This is a genomic window from Rhizobium sp. 21-4511-3d, from assembly GCF_053522545.1.
On sequence record NZ_JBNWCF010000016.1, the window covers coordinates 1 to 17,195 of the forward strand.

The following is a 17,195-nucleotide window of genomic DNA, read 5'->3' on the forward strand; positions in this document are numbered from 1 at the left end:
CCCTCGTTCAGTGACGCGGCTTATACGGCTATCCCTCACAAACAGTCAACAGCGCAATAGAGAAAATTCCGAAGTTTCTTGTAGCAGGCTGTTTTTTCAGAGCTTTTTGAATTCACCGCCCGCATGCCGACCTATGCGCACCAGATATGCGCTTCGGCAGCAAGCCTGCAGTCCCATGGAGAAGCCTAGACCACCCTGCCCGGCAGCCTGAAACGCAGAAAGGCGGCCGAGGCCGCCTTTTATTCCGTTCGATCGATCCGTCTTTAAGCGGCGCGCGCCGCCTTGGCCGGGATTTCCACGTCGATCTCGAGCACCGAGACATGTTCGCCGCGGTCGATCTTGATTTGCAGCCGGTCGCCGTCGATCTCCACATGCTTGGCGATCACGGCGAGAATTTCCTCGCGCAGCACGGTGACGAGATCGGCGCCGGGGGTGACGCGCTCATGGGCCAGCAGCACCTGAAGGCGCTCACGCGCGACCGGAGCCGACTTTTTCTTCTGGAAGAAGTTGAACACGTTCATGCTGCCCTCCGGCCGAAGATCTTGCCGAAGAAGCCGCGCTTCTCGCCGGGGATGGTGACCGGAAGCGCCTCGCCGGCAATGCGCCGTGCGGCCTCGAAATAGGCCCTGGCAGGTGCCGTGTTCTGGTCGGCGAGCGTGACGGGAGCACCGATATTGGAGGCGCGCAGCACGTCCATGCTTTCAGGAATGATGCCGAGCAGCGGGATCGACAGGATCTCGAGCACGTCATCGACCTTTAGCATGTCGCCGCGCTCGGCGCGGGTGATGTCGTAGCGCGTCAGCAACAGGTGCTTCTCGATGCGCTCGCCATTCTCGGCCTTGGCCGTCTTGGCGTCGAGCAGGCCGATGATGCGGTCGGAGTCGCGAACCGAGGATACTTCCGGGTTGGTGACGACGACTGCGATATCGGCATGGCGCATGGCGAGCGTCGCGCCGCGCTCGATGCCGGCCGGGCTGTCGCAGATGATCCAGTCGAAGTGACGCTTCAGATCGTTGATGACCTGCTCGACGCCCTCTTCGGTCAGGCAGTCCTTGTCGCGGGTCTGCGAGGCCGGCAGCAGGAACAGCGTCTCGAGCCGCTTGTCGCGGATCAGCGCCTGCGGCAGCTTGGCATCGCCCTGGATGACGTTGACCAGATCGTAGACGACCCGGCGCTCGGCGCCCATGACCAGATCGAGATTGCGCAGACCGACGTCGAAGTCGACGACGACGACCTTCTCGTTGCGCTGCGCGAGTGCTGCGCCGAGTGCCGCGGTGGAGGTCGTCTTGCCAACGCCACCCTTACCCGAGGTAACAACTATGACCTTACCCATATCCCCTCTCCTGCTCCTGAACCAATTCGTCTGTTAAATGAGCCGCGATGCCATGATCGCGTCGTTTTCGAGCCAAAGCTGCGCAGCGTGGCCGCGCAGGTCCGCGGGCAGATCGTCCGCGGTCTTGTAAATGCCGTCGATCGCCAGAAGCTCGGCTTCGAGCTTGCGGCAGAATATCCGCGCCGATGCATTGCCGACGGAGCCCGCAAGCGCCCGGCCGCGCAGCGCGCCGTAAATATGAATGGAACCGCCGGCGATGACTTCGGCGCCCGAGGCGACCGAGCCGATGATCGTCACATCGCCTTCCGGGAAGATGATCGACTGGCCGGAGCGCACCGGCTCGTGCAGGACCATCGAGGAGAGCGGTGCGCGGGTGATCACCTGCGGCGCCACGACCTGCACCGGCTCTTCAGCCTTCGGTGTAGCGCCCTTCACAGGCGCAGGCGCCGTTTCCGTCACCTCGACATCCGGCGCCGGGCGCCCACCCGTCATGCCCGGAGGCATCGTCGCGTCAAGCTGCGAGGGACGCGCGCCTTCGATCCCCATGATCCGCACATTGCGCTCGGCGAGAGCCGCAATCATCGATTTCAACAGCGCCCGGTCCGCCTGCAGGTCCGAAACGTCGAGAACCACGGGACGCCCCAGGAAAAACCCTGCCGAGCGCGAGGCCAGATCGTCGAGCCGGACCAGCCACTCCTCGAAGGGCAGATCGGGCGTCAAAACGACCGCCAGGAACGAACGGCCTTTGATACGGATGGAGCGTGCGTCGGTTAACACATTAGCAATCTTGGTTAATTTTTGATTGCTTCGGTGTAGCTGCTTCGTGGTTAACAAATAGTTAACGCGAGGCTCCCGGCCGGTACATTCGGTTAACGGCCGGGGGCTTTGCAAAGGGCCGTGGCAGACGCGCCACAGGCTACTTTATCTCGACGGCGAGGTCCTCGACTTTGGGCGCCGTCTTGACCAGCCCCATCTGCTGCATGAAGGCGCCGAAGCGCTCGTAGCGGCCGGTATCGAGAGCGGCGGGGCGCTTGGCGAAGCGCGGCAGCGTGTCGAAAAAAGCCTTGCGGTTCAGCTCGTCATTGAGATCAGGATAGGCCTTGATGAACATCTGCCAGGCGTCATCGGGGTGGTTGGTGATGAAGACGGAAGCCTGTTCGATCGCACCGAGGAAGCGCGGCAGACGCGAATCGGCGGCCGAATCGCGATGGGCGATGAAGATCAGTTCGTCATAGGGCGGCACGCCGTTTTCTTCCGGATAGAAGGCCTTGCCCTCATGACCCTCGAGCTTCATCTGCGTCAGCTCGAAATTGCGGAAGCCGCCGACGGTCGCATCGACTTTGCCCGCGATCAGCGACGGCGAGAGCGAGAAGTTGACGTTGACGAGCTCGACATCGTCCTTCTTGAGACCGGCATTTTCGAGCATCCGCTTCAGCATCGCATCCTCGAAGCCGGTGACGGAGAAGCCGACCTTCCTGCCCTTCAGATCCGCGAGGCTCTTGATCGGCCCGTCGGCCAGCACGGTCACCGTATTCAGCGGCGTTTCGACCAGCGTGCCGATGCGGACGATCGGCAATCCGGCTTCATGATCGAGATAGAGATTGGGCTGGTAGTGGATGCCGATATCCGCCTGTTTGGCAGCGACGAGGCGGGGCACAGCGGAGGGGTCGGCGGGCGGAATCAGGGTGACGTCGAGACCGGCGGCGGCGAACAGGCCCTTCTCTTGAGCGATCACCATCGGCGCATGGTCCGGATTGACGAACCATTCGAGCATGACAGTCAGCTTGTCGTTGGCGAAGGAGGGCGACGCGAGGGTCGCGATCGCAAGGAGAGTGGCGGATATCAGACGCAGCATGTTTGCTCCATGATTATGCGGGAAGAAGAAGTCAGTTCGTGGTGGCCCATGGGGTCCAGCCGGAGGTGAGCCTGTCGACAGCGACGCGGCAGATGACGGTCATGGCGGCGAGCACGGCCATGGCGGCAAAGACCATGTCCGTCTGCATGCGGGCATTGGCCTGGACCATGACGAAGCCGAGGCCGGAGGACGCCCCGACCCATTCGCCGATCACGGTGCCGAGTGGCGCGAGAGGTGCGGCGATCCTGAGGCCGGAGACGAGGGACGGCAGGGCGAGCGGCAGGCGGATCCGCATCAGCGTCTGCCAATGGCTCGCCTCTGTCAGCGATACCGCATCGAGAATATCCCGCTCGGTGCGGCGCAGCCCGTCGGCAAAGGCGGAGGCGACGGGAAAGAAGATGATGATCGTCGCCATGGCGATCTTCGAGGCGATGCCGAAACCGAGCCAGATAACCAGGATCGGCGCCAGCACGAAGACAGGGAAAGCCTGCAGGATCAGTACCATCGGCCAGACGAGCGTGGCGGCAGCCGGAAAGGCGGCGAGCGCGAAGGCGACGGCAGCGCCCGATATGGCGCCGCAGAGCAGGCCGAGGACGATTTCGAGCGCCGTCGTCAGGCTCTGCTCAAGCAGGAAGAGCGGCTGCCTGCCGAAGACGGCGACGACGTCGGCAGGCGACGGCAGAATGAAATGCGCGGGCGCGAAGACCCAGATGACCGCCTGCCAGAGAGCGATAAGCAGGGCCACGCCGCCGAGGGCGTTGAGCGGACGCATCGCTAGGCCTTCGCGCGGGCCGGATGCGGGAACGGAAAGACAGACATGACGAAGCGATCTCCAGACAGAATTGGAGATCCAGGCAAAGCGAAGAAGAAGGGGAGATACCGCCGGTATCTTGTTCCGTTCCTACGCCGGCATGACCCGGATCAGGTTCAAGGGTCCGGCTCACCGCCATCTCAGCATCGTCAGATGCTCCCCTCGGAATGGGCGGAACCTGTCGTTTTCCCGGCCTGAAGTCAATGGCGCATCTGTCGCAGGCCGGTCGCCGGTCTTGTATTCCGGGGTCTCAGCTACAAAATTAATTAGAGACTTTTGGATCAGGCACCCTACTTGACCCTTAAGCATTAGGGAGACCGAATATGAAATTCGTTATTCTCACCGCGCTGGCTGCCTCACTTGCCGGCATTTCCGCTCAGGCCGCGGACCTGACGCCGCCGCCCGCCCCTGTCGAGCCCGAAGCGATAACCCCTGTCTTCACCTGGTCCGGTCCCTATATCGGCGCCGAGGGTGGCTATAGCTGGAACACCTTCGATCCTTCCGGGGCATCGGATGTCGATGCCAATGGCGGCATTCTCGGCGTCTTCGGCGGCTATAACTATCAGTTCGACAACAACTGGGTTGTCGGTGTCGAAGGTGACGTCCTGCACAACTGGAACAAAGAGGATGTAGCCTTTGGCTCGGTCGAGACGACCTGGCAGGGCTCGGTTCGCGCCCGCGTCGGCTATGCCTTCGACAATGCGCTGATCTACGGCACGGCCGGCTGGGCGATCGCCCGCGCCGAGGCCAATCCGGATGTCGGGCCCGACGAATCGGATACGCTGAACGGCTGGACCATCGGCGCCGGCATCGACTACGCCTTCACCCAGAATATCTTTGCCCGCGGCGAATATCGCTACACCGATTACGGCAGCGGCAATTTCGGCGCGGCTGGCGGCGATTTCGACCTGAACCAGAACACCATCATGATCGGCGTCGGCGTCAAGTTCTAGGCGCCACTCGTTCTCTCCAATGTAAGGGCACGCCTTCATTCGGCGTGCCCTTTCTATGATCGCCGGTACGCTTTCCAACATCTCGTGGAAAACCGGAACACCGTGTTGCACTAATTTAGGACTTCGACAAAAGTCATTCCCATCATGAGGAATGCTCACATGCTGTCGGGTCTCGGAACAATCACCATCACGGACGAGAACTATAGCGAGCATGTCGCCTTCGAGCTCGGAGAGCGCGATGGCCTGCTTTTCGGCGGGGAGGAAGTGCTGCGCAGAGCGCAGCGGGCCAAGAAGGTCTTCCTGTTTCTGCTGACCTCGCGGCGCGAATTGCGCATCCGCATAGCCAATGTCGAGCATAGCTGCGCCAATTTCGTCGTCATCAGCGAGCCCCTGCCCGCCGCCTGACATGCGAATGGCCACGATGGCCTGAGCGCATCGTGGCCGTCCTGACGCCGCCTGTGAGGCAGGCCGCGCCTTAGTTCAGGTGTTCGAAATCCGCCATGTTCTTCTGGGTGACAAGCTGGAAGGGGATCCAGACCTCGCGGTCGAGCTTCTCGCCCTTGATCGCCTTCATCGCGGCATCGATCGATCCCTTGCCCTGGCCTTTGGCATCCTGGAACACGGTGACCTTGAGATCGCCTGTCTTCATCGCCTGCAGCGCCTCGGGCGTCGCGTCGATGCCTGAGACGATGATCTTGTCGGTCGAGGCGCCGGCGGCCTTCAGCGCCGAAATCGCGCCGAGCGCCATTTCGTCATTATTGGCGATGATGGCATCGAATTCGACGCCTGACGTCAGCCAGTTGGAAACCAGATCGGCGCCGTTGACGCGGCTCCAGTTGCCGACCTGCTCCTGGGCGACGTTGATGCCGCTGCATTCGGGCGTCTTGACGACATCGTGAACGTCCTGCGTACGCTGGCGCGCCGCCTGGCTGGTGAGGTCGCCGATCATGATGACGACATTGCCCTTGCCGCCGAGCAGGCGACAGACTTCCTTGGTCTGCAGCGTGCCGGATTCGGTCTCGTTGGAGCCGACGAAGGCCTGCTGCTTGCCGAGCGTGTTGAGGTCGGTCGGCTGGACATTGACGTAGATGAGCGGAATGCCAGCATCTTCGGCGACCTTGCTGAGAGCCGGCGTACCGTCGGAATCGACGGGGTCGACGATGATTGCAGAGACGCCGCCGGCCGCGATATTCTTCACCTGATCGAGCTGCTTGTTGACGTCGGTCGTCGCGTCTTCGATCTGCAGCTCCACGCCGATCGACTTGGCGTAGTCTTCCATGCCGTTGACGATCAACGTCTGAAAGTTGTTGGACAGCGTGCCCATCGAAACACCGATACGGTCGGCAGCGTGCGCCTGCGACGCAAGCACCAGCGCAACTGCGCTGGTGGTCAGCAATTTCAGCATGTTCTCTCCTCCCAGAGATAAGGCGGCGCCAGGCGGCCGCAGGAAAACGTTAGCCGGGGAAGTCCACGCGGTCCGCCGATAATTTGATGAAAACGCCTCATTTGCAGGGGCATCCGCATAGCAAAAGGCCCGGCTTTGGGGCCGGGCCTTTCTCGGTCGCTCGCTTGGGAAATCAGTCAGCCTGCCTGCTGCTCGCCGCGCGCCTTCTTCTCGGCGCGGCGTCTTGCCTGCTCCATGAAGCGCTTGTCCATGCGCTCCTGGGCTTCGGGTGAGCCGTCGTGGAAAGTGCCGAACCACTTGTCGAGCGGAATGACGCCATCGGCATAATTGCACTCGAAATACTTGTGATGGAGATAGTGGTCGTAGCTGTGGGTATCGATGGCGCTCTCCTCGCCGACGACGATCTTGTCGAAGCCGGCATGGCCCGGTGCCGGGGCAAGGCCTGCATGCGCCAGGTGGAAGATCGCATGGACAGGATTGGACGGCACGATCCAGTGGATCAGCACACCGGAGAAATAGAGGAGGTGCTCGATCGGGTGCATGGCAAGACCGGACCAGGGGCCGGGATTGACGTTGTTATGATGCAGCTTGTGGACCGCATGATACAGCGGCGGCCAGTGGATAAGGCGATGCACCAGATAGAAATGCAGGTCGCGAAAGGTCGGAATAAAGAACATCACGACGGCGCAATAGACCGGGTGCTCGGCGAAGGAAACATAGGGAATGATGCCGTTGGCGAAAGCCCAGAGCGTCAGCACCTCGAATGCCGTCCAGATCGGCACCGCGCTGGCAAAGGTCCAGATGACATTGTCGACCGTCTGGTTGCCGAAAAGGAAGGCGTCGTTGCCGACAGAGGGCCATTTGGCGTTGAACTTAAAGCTCGTGCCCTGCTTCTTCTGCATGTAGAGGCGCAGATGGAAGGCGCCGAAGAAGACCAGCACGATCGCCGCATTGCGAACGAGCAGATAGGCGATCCATCCGATCGAGAAGGTCTTTGCCGTCTCGAGCGACGGCGTGGCGTAGAGCCACAGCAGCGTGCCGATCACCGCGTAAAGGACGTTCCAAGGCATCAGATAACCCGGATAGCCGAACAGCCATTTCAGGAAACGCAGCGGCTGGACCGGCCAGATGAACACAGGCGGATACTGGATGAGCTTGAACGGCGCCCAGTCGCCGCGCTTGTTGCGTTTGCCGTATAGTGTGTCGTCCATCTGAAACCCTCCAACTCGTGAGGCAAAAATTACCGCAGCCGGAGGGCCAATTCCCATCGCAGTTTTGATGTGTTTTGATCAATTGCGGTATTTCACCGGAGAGGCTGGAATGCTTGACTGTCCAGGCGAATTTGGGGGAGGTTTTGATGAAAAAGACGACGCTGCAGGATGTCGCCCGGGAGGCAAGACTGGGGATCGCCACCGTCGAGCGGGTCATCAACGGGCGCGGCGGCGTTACCGAAAAGACCGCCGAGAAGGTCATCCGCGCCGCCAAGAAGCTCGGCTATGGCGAGCGTTCGACCGAGACCCATCGCGGCGCGATCCGCATCGAAGTCATCCTTGTGCGGCCGGAGACGTCGTTCTTCGCCCGGCTGAACCAGGCCTTCGAGCGCATATCGGCGTCGCTCGACCGCGCCGTCATCCTGCACCGCACCTTCATCAAGGAAAGCGACCCGATCGGCATGGCGCACCACATCGCCAATCCGAGCTTTCGCCGCTCCGGGCTGATCATCTGCTCGCAGGACCACCCGAAGGTGATCGAGGCGCTGCGCCAGGTGCGCGCCTCGGGAGTCGAGGTCGCACAGGTCGTGACCCGCTGCGACGACGCGGAAGTCCCCTATCTCGGCATCGACAATTATGCGGCGGGCCGCAGCGCCGCCTACTACATGTCGGGCATGCTGGCAGCGCGGCCAGGACATTTCGCTGCCATCTGCCATAGCGGCTCCTATTCGAACCACCGCCAGCGCATCCAGGGATTTTCCGACTACATGGCCGAGCGCGGCGCCGATGGTCACGCGCTTTCGCTGGTGATGATGGGCCGCGATGACGATCTGCAATGCGCCGAGCTGCTGGGAGAAGCGCTCAGGCGCGACCCCGAGATCATCGGCGTCTATTCGGCCGGCGGCGGTGATGAGGGCGTGGCGATCGTCCTGCAGCAATGGGCCAAGCAGCGGGATATCTTCTGGGTCGGCCACGAGCTGACCGAAAAGAAGAAGCGCTATCTCGAAAACGGTCTTCTCGACATCTGTCTCGACCAGGCGCCCGAAGTGCAGGCGCGCCGCTCCGTCGATCTCATCCTGCGCAAGCTCGACATCATCCGCACCGAGGTCATCACCGATCCCGTGCGGTTCATGACCGTCAGCGCGCAGAATCTCTGAACAAGGCACCCGGGAGGTAAGCCATGCAGACCCTCAATGTCTTCCAGTCACTCTGGGCGATGGAGCTTCGAAGCGCGAGAGAGCCGGAACGATCGCTGGAGGAAAATATCCGCCTGATCGCCGAGGCCGGCTTCGATGGCGTCAGCGCCCACTGGTATGATCGCGGCTACGTGCAGAACCTCGCCGGCCTGTTGAAAGACCGTGGGCTGAAGGCGGAGGGACAGTGTTTTCCGAAGACCGTCGACGACTTGAAGCCGGCGCTGGAGAATGCGGCGGAGTTCGGCGTCGCGCATCTCTGCCTGCAGCCGGATGTCCGGTTGCGCCGGATCGAGGATTGCCTGCCGCTGCTCGAAGGCTGGCATCGTCTGGCCGAAGAGGCGCGCATCCCCGTCTTCATCGAGACGCATCGCGACCGGATGACGACCGATCTGTTCTTCACCCTCGACCTGATGGACCGCCTGCCGGATCTGAAGCTTCTCGGCGACCTCTCGCATTTCCTGGTGGGCCGCGAATTCGCCTGGCCGGTTTCCGATGAGAACCACGCGCTGATCAATCGCATTCTCGACAGTTCCTGGGCCTTCCACGGCCGCGTCGCCTCGCGCGAGCAGGTGCAGATCGAGATCTCCTTCCCGCATCACAAGCCCTGGCTCGACCTGTTCATGGGCTGGTGGGAGTATGGCTTCCGCAGCTGGAAGCAGCGTGCCGGACCGGATGAGGTGCTCGCCTTCACCTGCGAGCTCGGCCCGAAACCTTATGCGATCACCGGGCGCGATGGCGAGGACAGCACAGATCGCGGGCAGGAGGCTCTGTTCCTGAAAAACGAGATCAGGACGCTCTGGTCGCGGCTCTGAGCGGCGGTCAAACGCGGTAGAGCGCGGGTTTTTCGTGCTGAGCCACGGCAACCCGCTCGCCCGATTTCCATGCCTGCAGGCAGGCCTTGGTGACCTGCATCGCCATGAAGCCATCGAAGGCGCTGGCGCCGGTCGGCGCTCCGCTCAGGATGCCTGCCGTCCACGCCTCAAGCTGCGCGCGATAGGCCTGGCGGAAGCGCGGGCGCCAATCAGCCGGCGTGCGGAAGCCATCGTTTCCTTTCACGCGCAGTGACGTATGGGGTGACGGATCGAGCGCCACCGTCCCGTCCTCGCAGACGAGCTCGGCGCGGACATCATAGCCATATTGCGCATCGGTAAAGACCTCGATGTCGACAACGACGCCCGAGGCAGTCTGAAGCAGGATGAATTGCGGCTGGCGGTTCGGCGCATTGCGCGTCGCCGGAGGGCTTGCGACGTAAGCCGAGACGATTTCCTCGTCGAGCAGGAAGCGGGCGATGTCGAATTCGTGCCCGGCGGAATTTGCGATGACGAGATCCGACGTCAGGTAGTCAGGCGCAACCGCATTGCGGTGAATGCAATGGAGAAACAGGGCGCGGCCGAACTCGCCTGTGTTCAGTGCCTGCTTCATCTCGCGATAGCCAGGATCGAAGCGGCGCATGAAGCCGACCTGCACGAGGCGGCGGCCGGCTTTCTCCTCGGCGCGGATGATCTCTTCGGCTTCCGGAAGGCTTGAGGCCAGCGGCTTTTCGACGAGGACCGGCTTGCCCGCGGCAATCGCCTTCAGCGCCAGCGCCGCATGCGTCTCGTCCGGCGAGCAGACCATGACGGCGTCGACCTCGGGGTCGCCAATCAGCGCATCGGCTTCGGCGATGACGCGGACGCCGAGCTGCCCGGCGACGGAAATCGCCCGCTCGCGGCTGAAGTCCTGCACGGCGACGAGCCTTGCATTGGCGACACCCTCGGCAAGGATTGCGGCATGGTCGCTGCCCATCACGCCTGTGCCGATAATGCCGATCCTGACCTCTGCCATTGAATTTCCTCCCAGAATTTCGCTGATCCAACCCTAGCCGCGTGGCAGCAGGGATTTCAAGTTCACTGCAGGCGAAGTCAGTTCGCTTGCGTCGGGTGTCGCATGTTTGGCGATCAGCATCTCGGCGAGCCGGATGTCCTTGGCGATCCTGTTGCCCGGACCCCAGCCGCTCGCCGAGACGAGACGGCCGTTTTCGGCAAGATGGAAGAGGATGAAGGCGTCGTCGCCGATATCGCGGCGCACTGCTGACACTGCCCTGTCTGCAAGCCCCGCGATCTGCAGCGTCCAGTCGAACTGATCCGACCAAAACCATGGCACGGCTTCATAGGGCCTGGCGTCGCCAAGCATGCTTGCGGCAGCATGGGTACCCTGATCCTGCGCATTCCGCCAGGCTTCGAGCCGGATCCTGCGGCCGTCATAGGGAAAGGAGCAGCAGTCGCCGGCCGCGAAGATTGCCGGATCAGAGGTCTGCAAGGTTTGATCGACGGCAATGCCGTTTTCGATGGTAAGCCCTGCCAGCGCTGCGAGCTCGGCGCGCGGCTGGGCGCCGATACCGACGACGAGCATATCGGCGTTCACCACGGTCCCATCAGCCAATGTCAGGCTAATACCGTCAGCACTGCCCGTGAGGCGCTCGATTCCGAACCCGCGGAGGATGCTGACACCGTTTGCCTCATGCAGAGCCTGGACTTTCTCGGCAATCGCCTCCGGTACCGCCCGCATCAGGATGCGCGGCAGCGCTTCGATGACAGTCACCTCGAGGCCGCGCTTTCTTGCCGAAGCGGCAAGCTCGAGACCGATGAAACCGGCGCCGATGATGGCAAGATGGCTGCCTGGCGACAATCGCCTGGAAAGACGCGCGGCATCGTCATGGGTGCGGAGATAGAAGACATGTTCCATGCCATCGGCAGCCGGCAGCCGCCTGGGTGCGGCGCCGGTTGCAAGCAGCAATTTGTCATAAGGGAGCGTGCGGCCACTGGCCAAACGGACCGTCCTGCTGTCGCGATCGATCTGGGCCGCCGCGTCATCGGTGACAACGGTTATCCCTCGCTCCGCAAACGCCGCTCCATCCGCAATGAAGGGTGGCAATGCGCCCTCTGACACCAGCATATGCTGCTTGGAAAGCGGCGGGCGCTCGTAGGGCAGATGCGGCTCTTCGCCGACGAGCGTGATGCTTCCATCAAAGCCTTGCTCGCGCAGCGCCATGGCGGCCCGCGCCCCACACTGCCCGGCGCCGATGATAACGAAATCGGCCATCGGCATCACTCCAGACCGAGATAGACGGCGCCATCCTCGACCTTCACGGGGTAGGTCCTGAGGTTGACGCAGACGGGGGCGCCGCGGGCCTCGCCGGTGCGATAGTCGAAGCGGCCGTTATGTTTCGGACATTCGACGATGTTGTCCATGACCAGCCCGTCAGCCAGATGCACCTTCTCATGCGTGCACATGCCATCGGTCGCAAAGAACTTGTCATCGGGGCTGCGATAGACCGCGAATGTCCTGCCGGCGTGATCAAAACGGATCACATCCTCATTCTCGACATCATCGATCTCGCAGGCCTTGATCCAGTTGCTCATCCCATCCTCCCGAAATTCATGGCGTTTGATCGGAAACTAGGCGAGAGCGCCTGACTTGGCGGGATAATTCTTGATCAAATTCCATCAATCGCATTGGCGCCTGACAGTGCAGGACCAACCTTGGGCAGCCGTCAGCATTATTTCTGAAAACCGTTTGACTAAATAAAAACTCGGTGCGAAGCTGATCGTGTTCTTGGGGGCAGTAACATGACGTTGCGCGGTACCAATCAGGAATCAGGCCGTCCGTACAACCGGCGTATCGTTCTCGAAGCGATCCGGCTGAACGGCCCGGTCACACGCGCCGAGATCGCCAAGCGCGTCAGCCTGACGGTGCAGACCGTCTCCACCATCGTCCGCGAGCTCGAAGAACAGGGCTACATCCTCTCCGTCCGCGAAGAGCCGAAGGGACGCGGCATTCCTCCATCGGTACTCCGCATCAATCCTGAAGGCGGTTATGTCGCCGGCATTCACCTGACACCGCTCGGCATCGATGCGGCGCTCGTCGATCTCAGCGGCAATATCGTCCAGAGCGCTCATCGCACCGCCCCGAACGTTGCCCCCGACCTTGCCTTCCGGCTGATCGGCGAACTCGTTGCCGAACTGCGCGGTACCGGCGAGACGAAACGGATCCTGAGCGCCGGAATGGCGCTGCCCGGTCCGTTCGGCGTCGAATCCATGAGCTTCATCGGCCCGACGACGATGACGGGCTGGAAGGATGTGCCGCTCAAGGAGCGGCTCGGCGAGGCCTCCGGCCTGCCCGCCTTCATCGACACCGACATGGCCTGTGCTGCCCTTGGCGAACAGCTTTACGGCCTGGGTGCAGAGCTCTCGAATTACTACTATCTCTATTTCGGCGTCGGTCTTGGCGGTGCCATGGTTCATGACGGCGCGGTGATGCGCGGCGGCTGGGGCAATGCCGGTGAAATCGGCCATATCCCGGCTGTTCCCGATGGCGAGCCCTGCCCCTGCGGCAACCGGGGCTGCCTGGAGCGCTACCTCTCCCTCGATGCCTTCAATCGCCGAGGCCTGTCGCAGACGATGTGGGCCGAGGAAATCCGCCCGATCTTTCACAATGCCATCCGCACCATCGAAAACTTGCTCGATCCGCAGACGATCGTGCTCGGCGGCCTCGCGCCGCCCGAGCTCATCGAAAAGCTGGTCGCTTCAGTGGGCCTGCCGAACTCCGTTGCTGTTCGCGAAGGCCGCAGCCATCCGCGGCTGGTCATGGCGAGCGACTGCCAGAACTCGGTGCTGCGCGGCGCCGCCGCCCTTGCTGTTTCCAGCGTGCTCTCGCCGCGCTTCGGCCAGATGTTTTCCACCCCCGACGAGAAAGGGATCGCCGCATGAGCGAACCGCTGCTGGTGCTCGACAATATCCGCAAGAATTTCGGCGCGATCGAAGCGCTGAAGGGCGTCAGCTTCTCGATCGGCAAGGGCGAGGTTGTGGCGCTGCTCGGCGATAACGGTGCGGGTAAGTCGACACTGGTCAAGATCATCTCCGGCGGCCTGGAGCCGAGCTCGGGACGGATGATCTTCGAAGGCCGTGACTATGTGGCAAAGACCCCTGCCGAGGCCAAGGCAGCCGGTGTCGAGACCGTCTATCAGGACCTGTCGCTCGCCACCAATGTCGATGTCGTCGCCAATTTCTTCATGGGCCGCGAGATTACCCGCAAGGTGCTCGGCATCCCCTTCCTCGACGAACGCGCCATGGAAAAAGTGGTCGGCGATGCGCTTGCCAACGCCGGCACCCGCATTCCCTCGCTGCGCACCAAGGTCGAGCATCTCTCGGGCGGCCAGCGTCAGGCGATCGAGCTCAACCGCTTCGTCCATTGGGGCGGCAAGCTGGTGCTGCTCGACGAACCCTTTGCCGCACTCGGCGTCGAGCAGACGCGGCGCGGCCTGGAGATGATCCGCCACGTCGCCAACCAGGGCATCGGCGTCGTCATCATCACCCACATCATGCAGCAGGCCTTCCAGGTGGCCGACCGCATCGTGGTGATCCGCCAAGGCGTCGTCGCGGGCGATGTCGAGACATCGAAGACAAATGCAGACGCGGTGATCGGCATGATCACCGGACAAAACCTCGCCGGTGCCGGACCGGTGGGGTCATAAAAACTGAGGGTCCGGCGCAAAAGGAGAGAACGACATGAAGCGAATAGTCTTAGCCGCGCTGACCGTTCTGGCGCTCGGCCTGTCATTGATGACGACTGCCTTCGCGCAGTCGAAAGGCACCGTCTATTACCTCGTCCCGACGCTGCTCGACGAATTCCAGACCGGCTCGGTCAGCGCGCTCGAGATGTTTCTCAAGCAGACCGGCTATGAAATGAAGACGCTGAACGCCGACAACAAGACGGATGCGCAGCAATCGCAGATGAACGACGTCATCGCGCTGAAACCCGCGGCGATCATCCTTGCCGCCGTCGATTTCAACGCGCTGAAGCCCTCGATCGAGGCCGCCCGTGCAGCCGGTATCCCGGTCGTCGAATTCGACCGCCAGATCACCTCGACGCCATCCGATTTCACCTCCGTCGCCGGAACGATCGAGATCGGTTACGTCGCCGCCGAACAGGCCGAAAAGCTCCTGAAGGCGAAGAATGGCGATGTGAAGGGCAAGGTTCTCCAGGTTCTCGGCGACCCCGGCGATCCCTACACGCTCGACATCCAGAAGGGCTTCGAAGAGAAGATGAAGGCCTTCCCCAATGTGAAGATCATCTCGGTGCCTGCCATGCAGTGGGAAGCCAGCAATGCCGGAACGATCGTTTCCGACCAGATGCTTGCCAACCCTGACATCGACCTGATCTTCAGCCATGCCGCGCATCTCTCGGTCGCCGCCGTCGCTTCGCTTGAAGCGGCCGGCAAGAAGCCCGGCGATGTCATGCTGATGAGCTCGAACGGCGCTCCTGTCGGTCTCGACCTGATCCGCAAGGGCTGGCTGAATGTCGAAGTCGAGCAGCCGCTTTATGCCCAGGCCGCAGCCGTTGCCATGTTCATGGACAGGATCGCCAAGAAGGAAGAGATCAAGCCCGGCGAATATGACGTGCTCGGCCTGAAGGGCGTCGTCACCAAGGAGGCATGGGGTCCGAACATCAAGATCCCCGGTGCTGCCATCACCAAGGAGAATGTCGACGACCCGGCCTTCTGGGGTAACCAGAAGGCGCCGACCGCTCAGGTAAAATCAGTCGAATGAGCGACATTCCAGCGCCCGGGCTTCAAGGCCCGGGCTCCCTCAAAGACAACCGGATCGGCCGCATGACACCTCGCACGCGTCAATTCTTTGAGCTCGTCCTCGACAATCTCGTCTGGTTCATGCTCATCTTCGTGCTCGCCGTCTTCTCGGCGCTCGTCCCGAACTATTTCCAGCTCGGCATCTTCGCCAATATCATCGAGGCCTCCAGCGTTCTCGGCGTCATGTCGATCGGCCTGGCGCTCGTCATCATCGCCGGTCACATGGACCTCTCGGTGGAATCGGTCGCCGCCCTTTCGGCGATGGCCGTCGGCATCCTGTTCTGCTCGGCCGGTATCGGCATGGGCTTCACGCTCAGCCCGGAATGGCTGATGGTGCCAGTCTCGCTTTTGATCGCGCTTGCCGTCGGCGGGCTGATCGGACTGCTCAACGGCTTCCTGATCGTCAAGGTGAAGATGAATGCCTTCATCATCACGCTGGCGTCCTACATCTGGGTGCGCGGCATCGTGCTCGCCGTCTCCGGCGGCCGCTCGGCGCAAGATCTGGCGCCCGCCATCCGCTGGTTCGGCATCCAGCGCCTCATCGGCCTGCCGCTGACGGCCTGGATCGCAATCGCCTGCTTCATCGTGTTTTCGGTGATGATGGCCAAGACCCCGTTCGGCCGGCATCTGACGATGATCGGCGGCAACGAGACGGCAACCTTCCGCGCCGGCATTCCGGTGCAGCGCAACCTGATCATTGCCTTCGTCATGGCCGGCGCGATCGCCGGGCTCGCCGGCTGGCTGCTTGCCATCCGCACCTCGGGCGCCACTGCCAATCTCGGCGTCGGCCTGCTCTTCAACGCCTTCGCGGCCGTCGTCATCGGCGGCGTCAGCCTGAAGGGTGGCGTCGGTGCGCTCCCCGGCGTCTATGCCGGTGTGCTTCTCCTGTCGTCGATCAACACGGCGATCAATCTCATGGGCCTGCCCGCCAATTTCACCCAGGTGATCCACGGCTTCCTGGTGCTGGCGGCAGTCCTTCTCGATACCTTCAAACAAAAACTGCGTCAGAGGCTCGCATGACCGGAAGACTGGACGGAAAAATCGCAATCGTCATTGGTGCGGCCCGCGGCATCGGCAAGGCAACCGCCAAGCGCTTTCAGGAAGAAGGCGCGACGATCGTTCTCGCCGACTACGAAGAGGAAGGCGGCCGCGCGGCCGCCGCAGACCTCGGCGTCGCCTTCTTCAAGACCGACATTTCCAAGATGGAAGATGCGAAGGCCGTCGTCGCCTTCGCGGTCGAGACCTATGGCAGGCTCGATATCATCGTCCAGAATGCCGGGGTCTATCCCTGGCAACTGATCGAGGACACCAGCCCCGAGGACTGGGACAATGTGATCGCCGTGAACCTGCGCGGCTCCTTCAATGCGGCGCGCGCAGCTCTCGATCCGATGAAGAAGCAGGGCTATGGCCGCATTCTCTTCACCTCGTCGATCACCGGCCCGCATGTGACGAGCCCGGGTCATGGGCATTATTCGGCGACCAAGGCCGGGATCAACGGTTTCATCCGCGCAGCGGCCCTCGAGTTCTCCTCCTATGGCATCACCGTCAATGGTGTGGAGCCGGGCAATATCATGACCGAGGCCATGCAGCTTCACCGTGGCCCGGCCTTCATCAAGAACATGGAGGATGCGATCCCGCTCGGCCGGCTCGGCAGCCCGCGCGATGTCGCCAATGCCTTCCTGTTCCTGGCATCCGACGATGCGAGCTACATCACTGGTACGACCATCGTCGTCGATGGCGGGCAGCTGTTGCCCGAGGGAAGCGATTTCAAACTGCAGCCGTCGTGAGGCGGCTCATCACGCCCTC

General features: G+C 62.2%; 19 protein-coding genes and 1 riboswitch. Of the genes, 9 read left to right on the top strand and 10 right to left on the bottom strand.

Annotation, left to right across the window (positions count from 1 at the left end):
- Positions 1-263: 263 nt before the first annotated feature.
- The 5 genes from minE to ACQZ5H_RS27195 form a co-directional block, all read right to left on the bottom strand.
- Complete coding sequence (gene minE / locus ACQZ5H_RS27175; RefSeq protein ID WP_112718508.1) at positions 264-521, bottom strand: cell division topological specificity factor MinE; 258 nt, start codon at positions 519-521, stop codon at positions 264-266.
- On the bottom strand, positions 518-1,333 hold the full coding sequence (minD, locus tag ACQZ5H_RS27180; protein WP_112718510.1) for a septum site-determining protein MinD: 816 nt from the start codon (positions 1,331-1,333) through the stop codon (positions 518-520). The genes minE and minD overlap by 4 nt, the downstream gene beginning before the upstream one ends.
- 33 nt (positions 1,334-1,366) lie before the next feature.
- Positions 1,367-2,119 carry a septum site-determining protein MinC gene (gene minC, locus ACQZ5H_RS27185; RefSeq protein WP_130280976.1) on the bottom strand — a complete coding sequence of 251 codons (753 nt, stop codon included), beginning with the start codon at positions 2,117-2,119 and terminating at the stop codon, positions 1,367-1,369.
- 130 nt (positions 2,120-2,249) lie between these two features.
- Positions 2,250-3,188 (bottom strand): ABC transporter substrate-binding protein, encoded by a 939-nt coding sequence (locus ACQZ5H_RS27190; protein ID WP_449099513.1) that lies wholly within the window; start codon positions 3,186-3,188, stop codon positions 2,250-2,252.
- A gap of 31 nt (positions 3,189-3,219) precedes the next feature.
- Positions 3,220-3,960: an ABC transporter permease gene (locus ACQZ5H_RS27195; protein WP_449099514.1), complete on the bottom strand. Its 741-nt coding sequence runs from the start codon at positions 3,958-3,960 to the stop codon at positions 3,220-3,222.
- 109 nt (positions 3,961-4,069) lie between these two features.
- Positions 4,070-4,172, bottom strand: a riboswitch (TPP riboswitch).
- 150 nt (positions 4,173-4,322) lie between these two features.
- On the opposite strand from ACQZ5H_RS27195, the gene ACQZ5H_RS27200 reads away from it, so the two are divergent.
- Both ACQZ5H_RS27200 and ACQZ5H_RS27205 read left to right on the top strand, forming a co-directional pair.
- The gene (locus tag ACQZ5H_RS27200) at positions 4,323-4,952 is read left to right on the top strand and encodes an outer membrane beta-barrel protein (protein WP_199625869.1); all 630 of its coding nucleotides are present in this window, start codon (positions 4,323-4,325) and stop codon (positions 4,950-4,952) included.
- A gap of 159 nt (positions 4,953-5,111) precedes the next feature.
- The gene (locus ACQZ5H_RS27205) at positions 5,112-5,357 is read left to right on the top strand and encodes a hypothetical protein (protein WP_112718516.1); all 246 of its coding nucleotides are present in this window, start codon (positions 5,112-5,114) and stop codon (positions 5,355-5,357) included.
- Between the two features lie 70 nt (positions 5,358-5,427).
- On the opposite strand, the gene ACQZ5H_RS27210 is transcribed toward ACQZ5H_RS27205, so the two are convergent.
- Together ACQZ5H_RS27210 and ACQZ5H_RS27215 are read right to left on the bottom strand one after the other, a co-directional pair.
- Positions 5,428-6,357, bottom strand: coding sequence for a sugar ABC transporter substrate-binding protein (locus ACQZ5H_RS27210; RefSeq protein ID WP_449099515.1), 930 nt, complete (start codon positions 6,355-6,357; stop codon positions 5,428-5,430).
- Positions 6,358-6,533: 176 nt separating this feature from the next.
- On the bottom strand, positions 6,534-7,568 hold the full coding sequence (locus tag ACQZ5H_RS27215; protein ID WP_112718520.1) for a sterol desaturase family protein: 1,035 nt from the start codon (positions 7,566-7,568) through the stop codon (positions 6,534-6,536).
- A gap of 146 nt (positions 7,569-7,714) precedes the next feature.
- On the opposite strand from ACQZ5H_RS27215, the gene ACQZ5H_RS27220 reads away from it, so the two are divergent.
- Complete coding sequence (locus ACQZ5H_RS27220) at positions 7,715-8,725, top strand: LacI family DNA-binding transcriptional regulator (RefSeq protein WP_449099516.1); 1,011 nt, start codon at positions 7,715-7,717, stop codon at positions 8,723-8,725.
- A 23-nt stretch (positions 8,726-8,748) separates the two neighbouring features.
- A complete protein-coding gene (locus tag ACQZ5H_RS27225; protein ID WP_449099517.1) occupies positions 8,749-9,576 on the top strand; it encodes a sugar phosphate isomerase/epimerase family protein in 828 nt (275 codons plus the stop codon).
- Positions 9,577-9,583: 7 nt separating this feature from the next.
- On the opposite strand, the gene ACQZ5H_RS27230 is transcribed toward ACQZ5H_RS27225, so the two are convergent.
- Genes ACQZ5H_RS27230 through ACQZ5H_RS27240 form a run of 3 tightly spaced genes read right to left on the bottom strand, consistent with a single transcriptional unit; the run spans position 9,584 to position 12,165 of the window.
- On the bottom strand, positions 9,584-10,588 hold the full coding sequence (locus tag ACQZ5H_RS27230; protein ID WP_449099518.1) for a Gfo/Idh/MocA family oxidoreductase: 1,005 nt from the start codon (positions 10,586-10,588) through the stop codon (positions 9,584-9,586).
- Positions 10,589-10,621: 33 nt separating this feature from the next.
- On the bottom strand, positions 10,622-11,845 hold the full coding sequence (locus ACQZ5H_RS27235) for an NAD(P)/FAD-dependent oxidoreductase (RefSeq protein WP_449099519.1): 1,224 nt from the start codon (positions 11,843-11,845) through the stop codon (positions 10,622-10,624).
- Between the two features lie 5 nt (positions 11,846-11,850).
- Complete coding sequence (locus ACQZ5H_RS27240) at positions 11,851-12,165, bottom strand: MocE family 2Fe-2S type ferredoxin (RefSeq protein ID WP_130280899.1); 315 nt, start codon at positions 12,163-12,165, stop codon at positions 11,851-11,853.
- Positions 12,166-12,372: 207 nt separating this feature from the next.
- Here ACQZ5H_RS27240 and ACQZ5H_RS27245 point away from each other — a divergent pair, with 207 nt between their 5' ends.
- The 5 genes from ACQZ5H_RS27245 to ACQZ5H_RS27265 all read left to right on the top strand — a co-directional run bounded on the left by ACQZ5H_RS27245 (position 12,373) and on the right by ACQZ5H_RS27265 (position 17,176).
- Complete coding sequence (locus ACQZ5H_RS27245) at positions 12,373-13,512, top strand: ROK family transcriptional regulator (RefSeq protein WP_449099520.1); 1,140 nt, start codon at positions 12,373-12,375, stop codon at positions 13,510-13,512.
- Entirely contained in the window at positions 13,509-14,276 is a 768-nt protein-coding gene (locus ACQZ5H_RS27250; RefSeq protein ID WP_413712242.1) for an ATP-binding cassette domain-containing protein, read from the top strand. The genes ACQZ5H_RS27245 and ACQZ5H_RS27250 overlap by 4 nt, the downstream gene beginning before the upstream one ends.
- Before the next feature lie 34 nt (positions 14,277-14,310).
- Complete coding sequence (locus ACQZ5H_RS27255; RefSeq protein ID WP_203430462.1) at positions 14,311-15,351, top strand: sugar ABC transporter substrate-binding protein; 1,041 nt, start codon at positions 14,311-14,313, stop codon at positions 15,349-15,351.
- A gap of 62 nt (positions 15,352-15,413) precedes the next feature.
- Positions 15,414-16,409, top strand: a complete 996-nt coding sequence (locus ACQZ5H_RS27260; protein ID WP_112718644.1) for an ABC transporter permease — start codon at positions 15,414-15,416, stop codon at positions 16,407-16,409.
- Complete coding sequence (locus tag ACQZ5H_RS27265) at positions 16,406-17,176, top strand: SDR family NAD(P)-dependent oxidoreductase (RefSeq protein WP_112718536.1); 771 nt, start codon at positions 16,406-16,408, stop codon at positions 17,174-17,176. The genes ACQZ5H_RS27260 and ACQZ5H_RS27265 overlap by 4 nt, the downstream gene beginning before the upstream one ends.
- Positions 17,177-17,195: the final 19 nt, after the last annotated feature.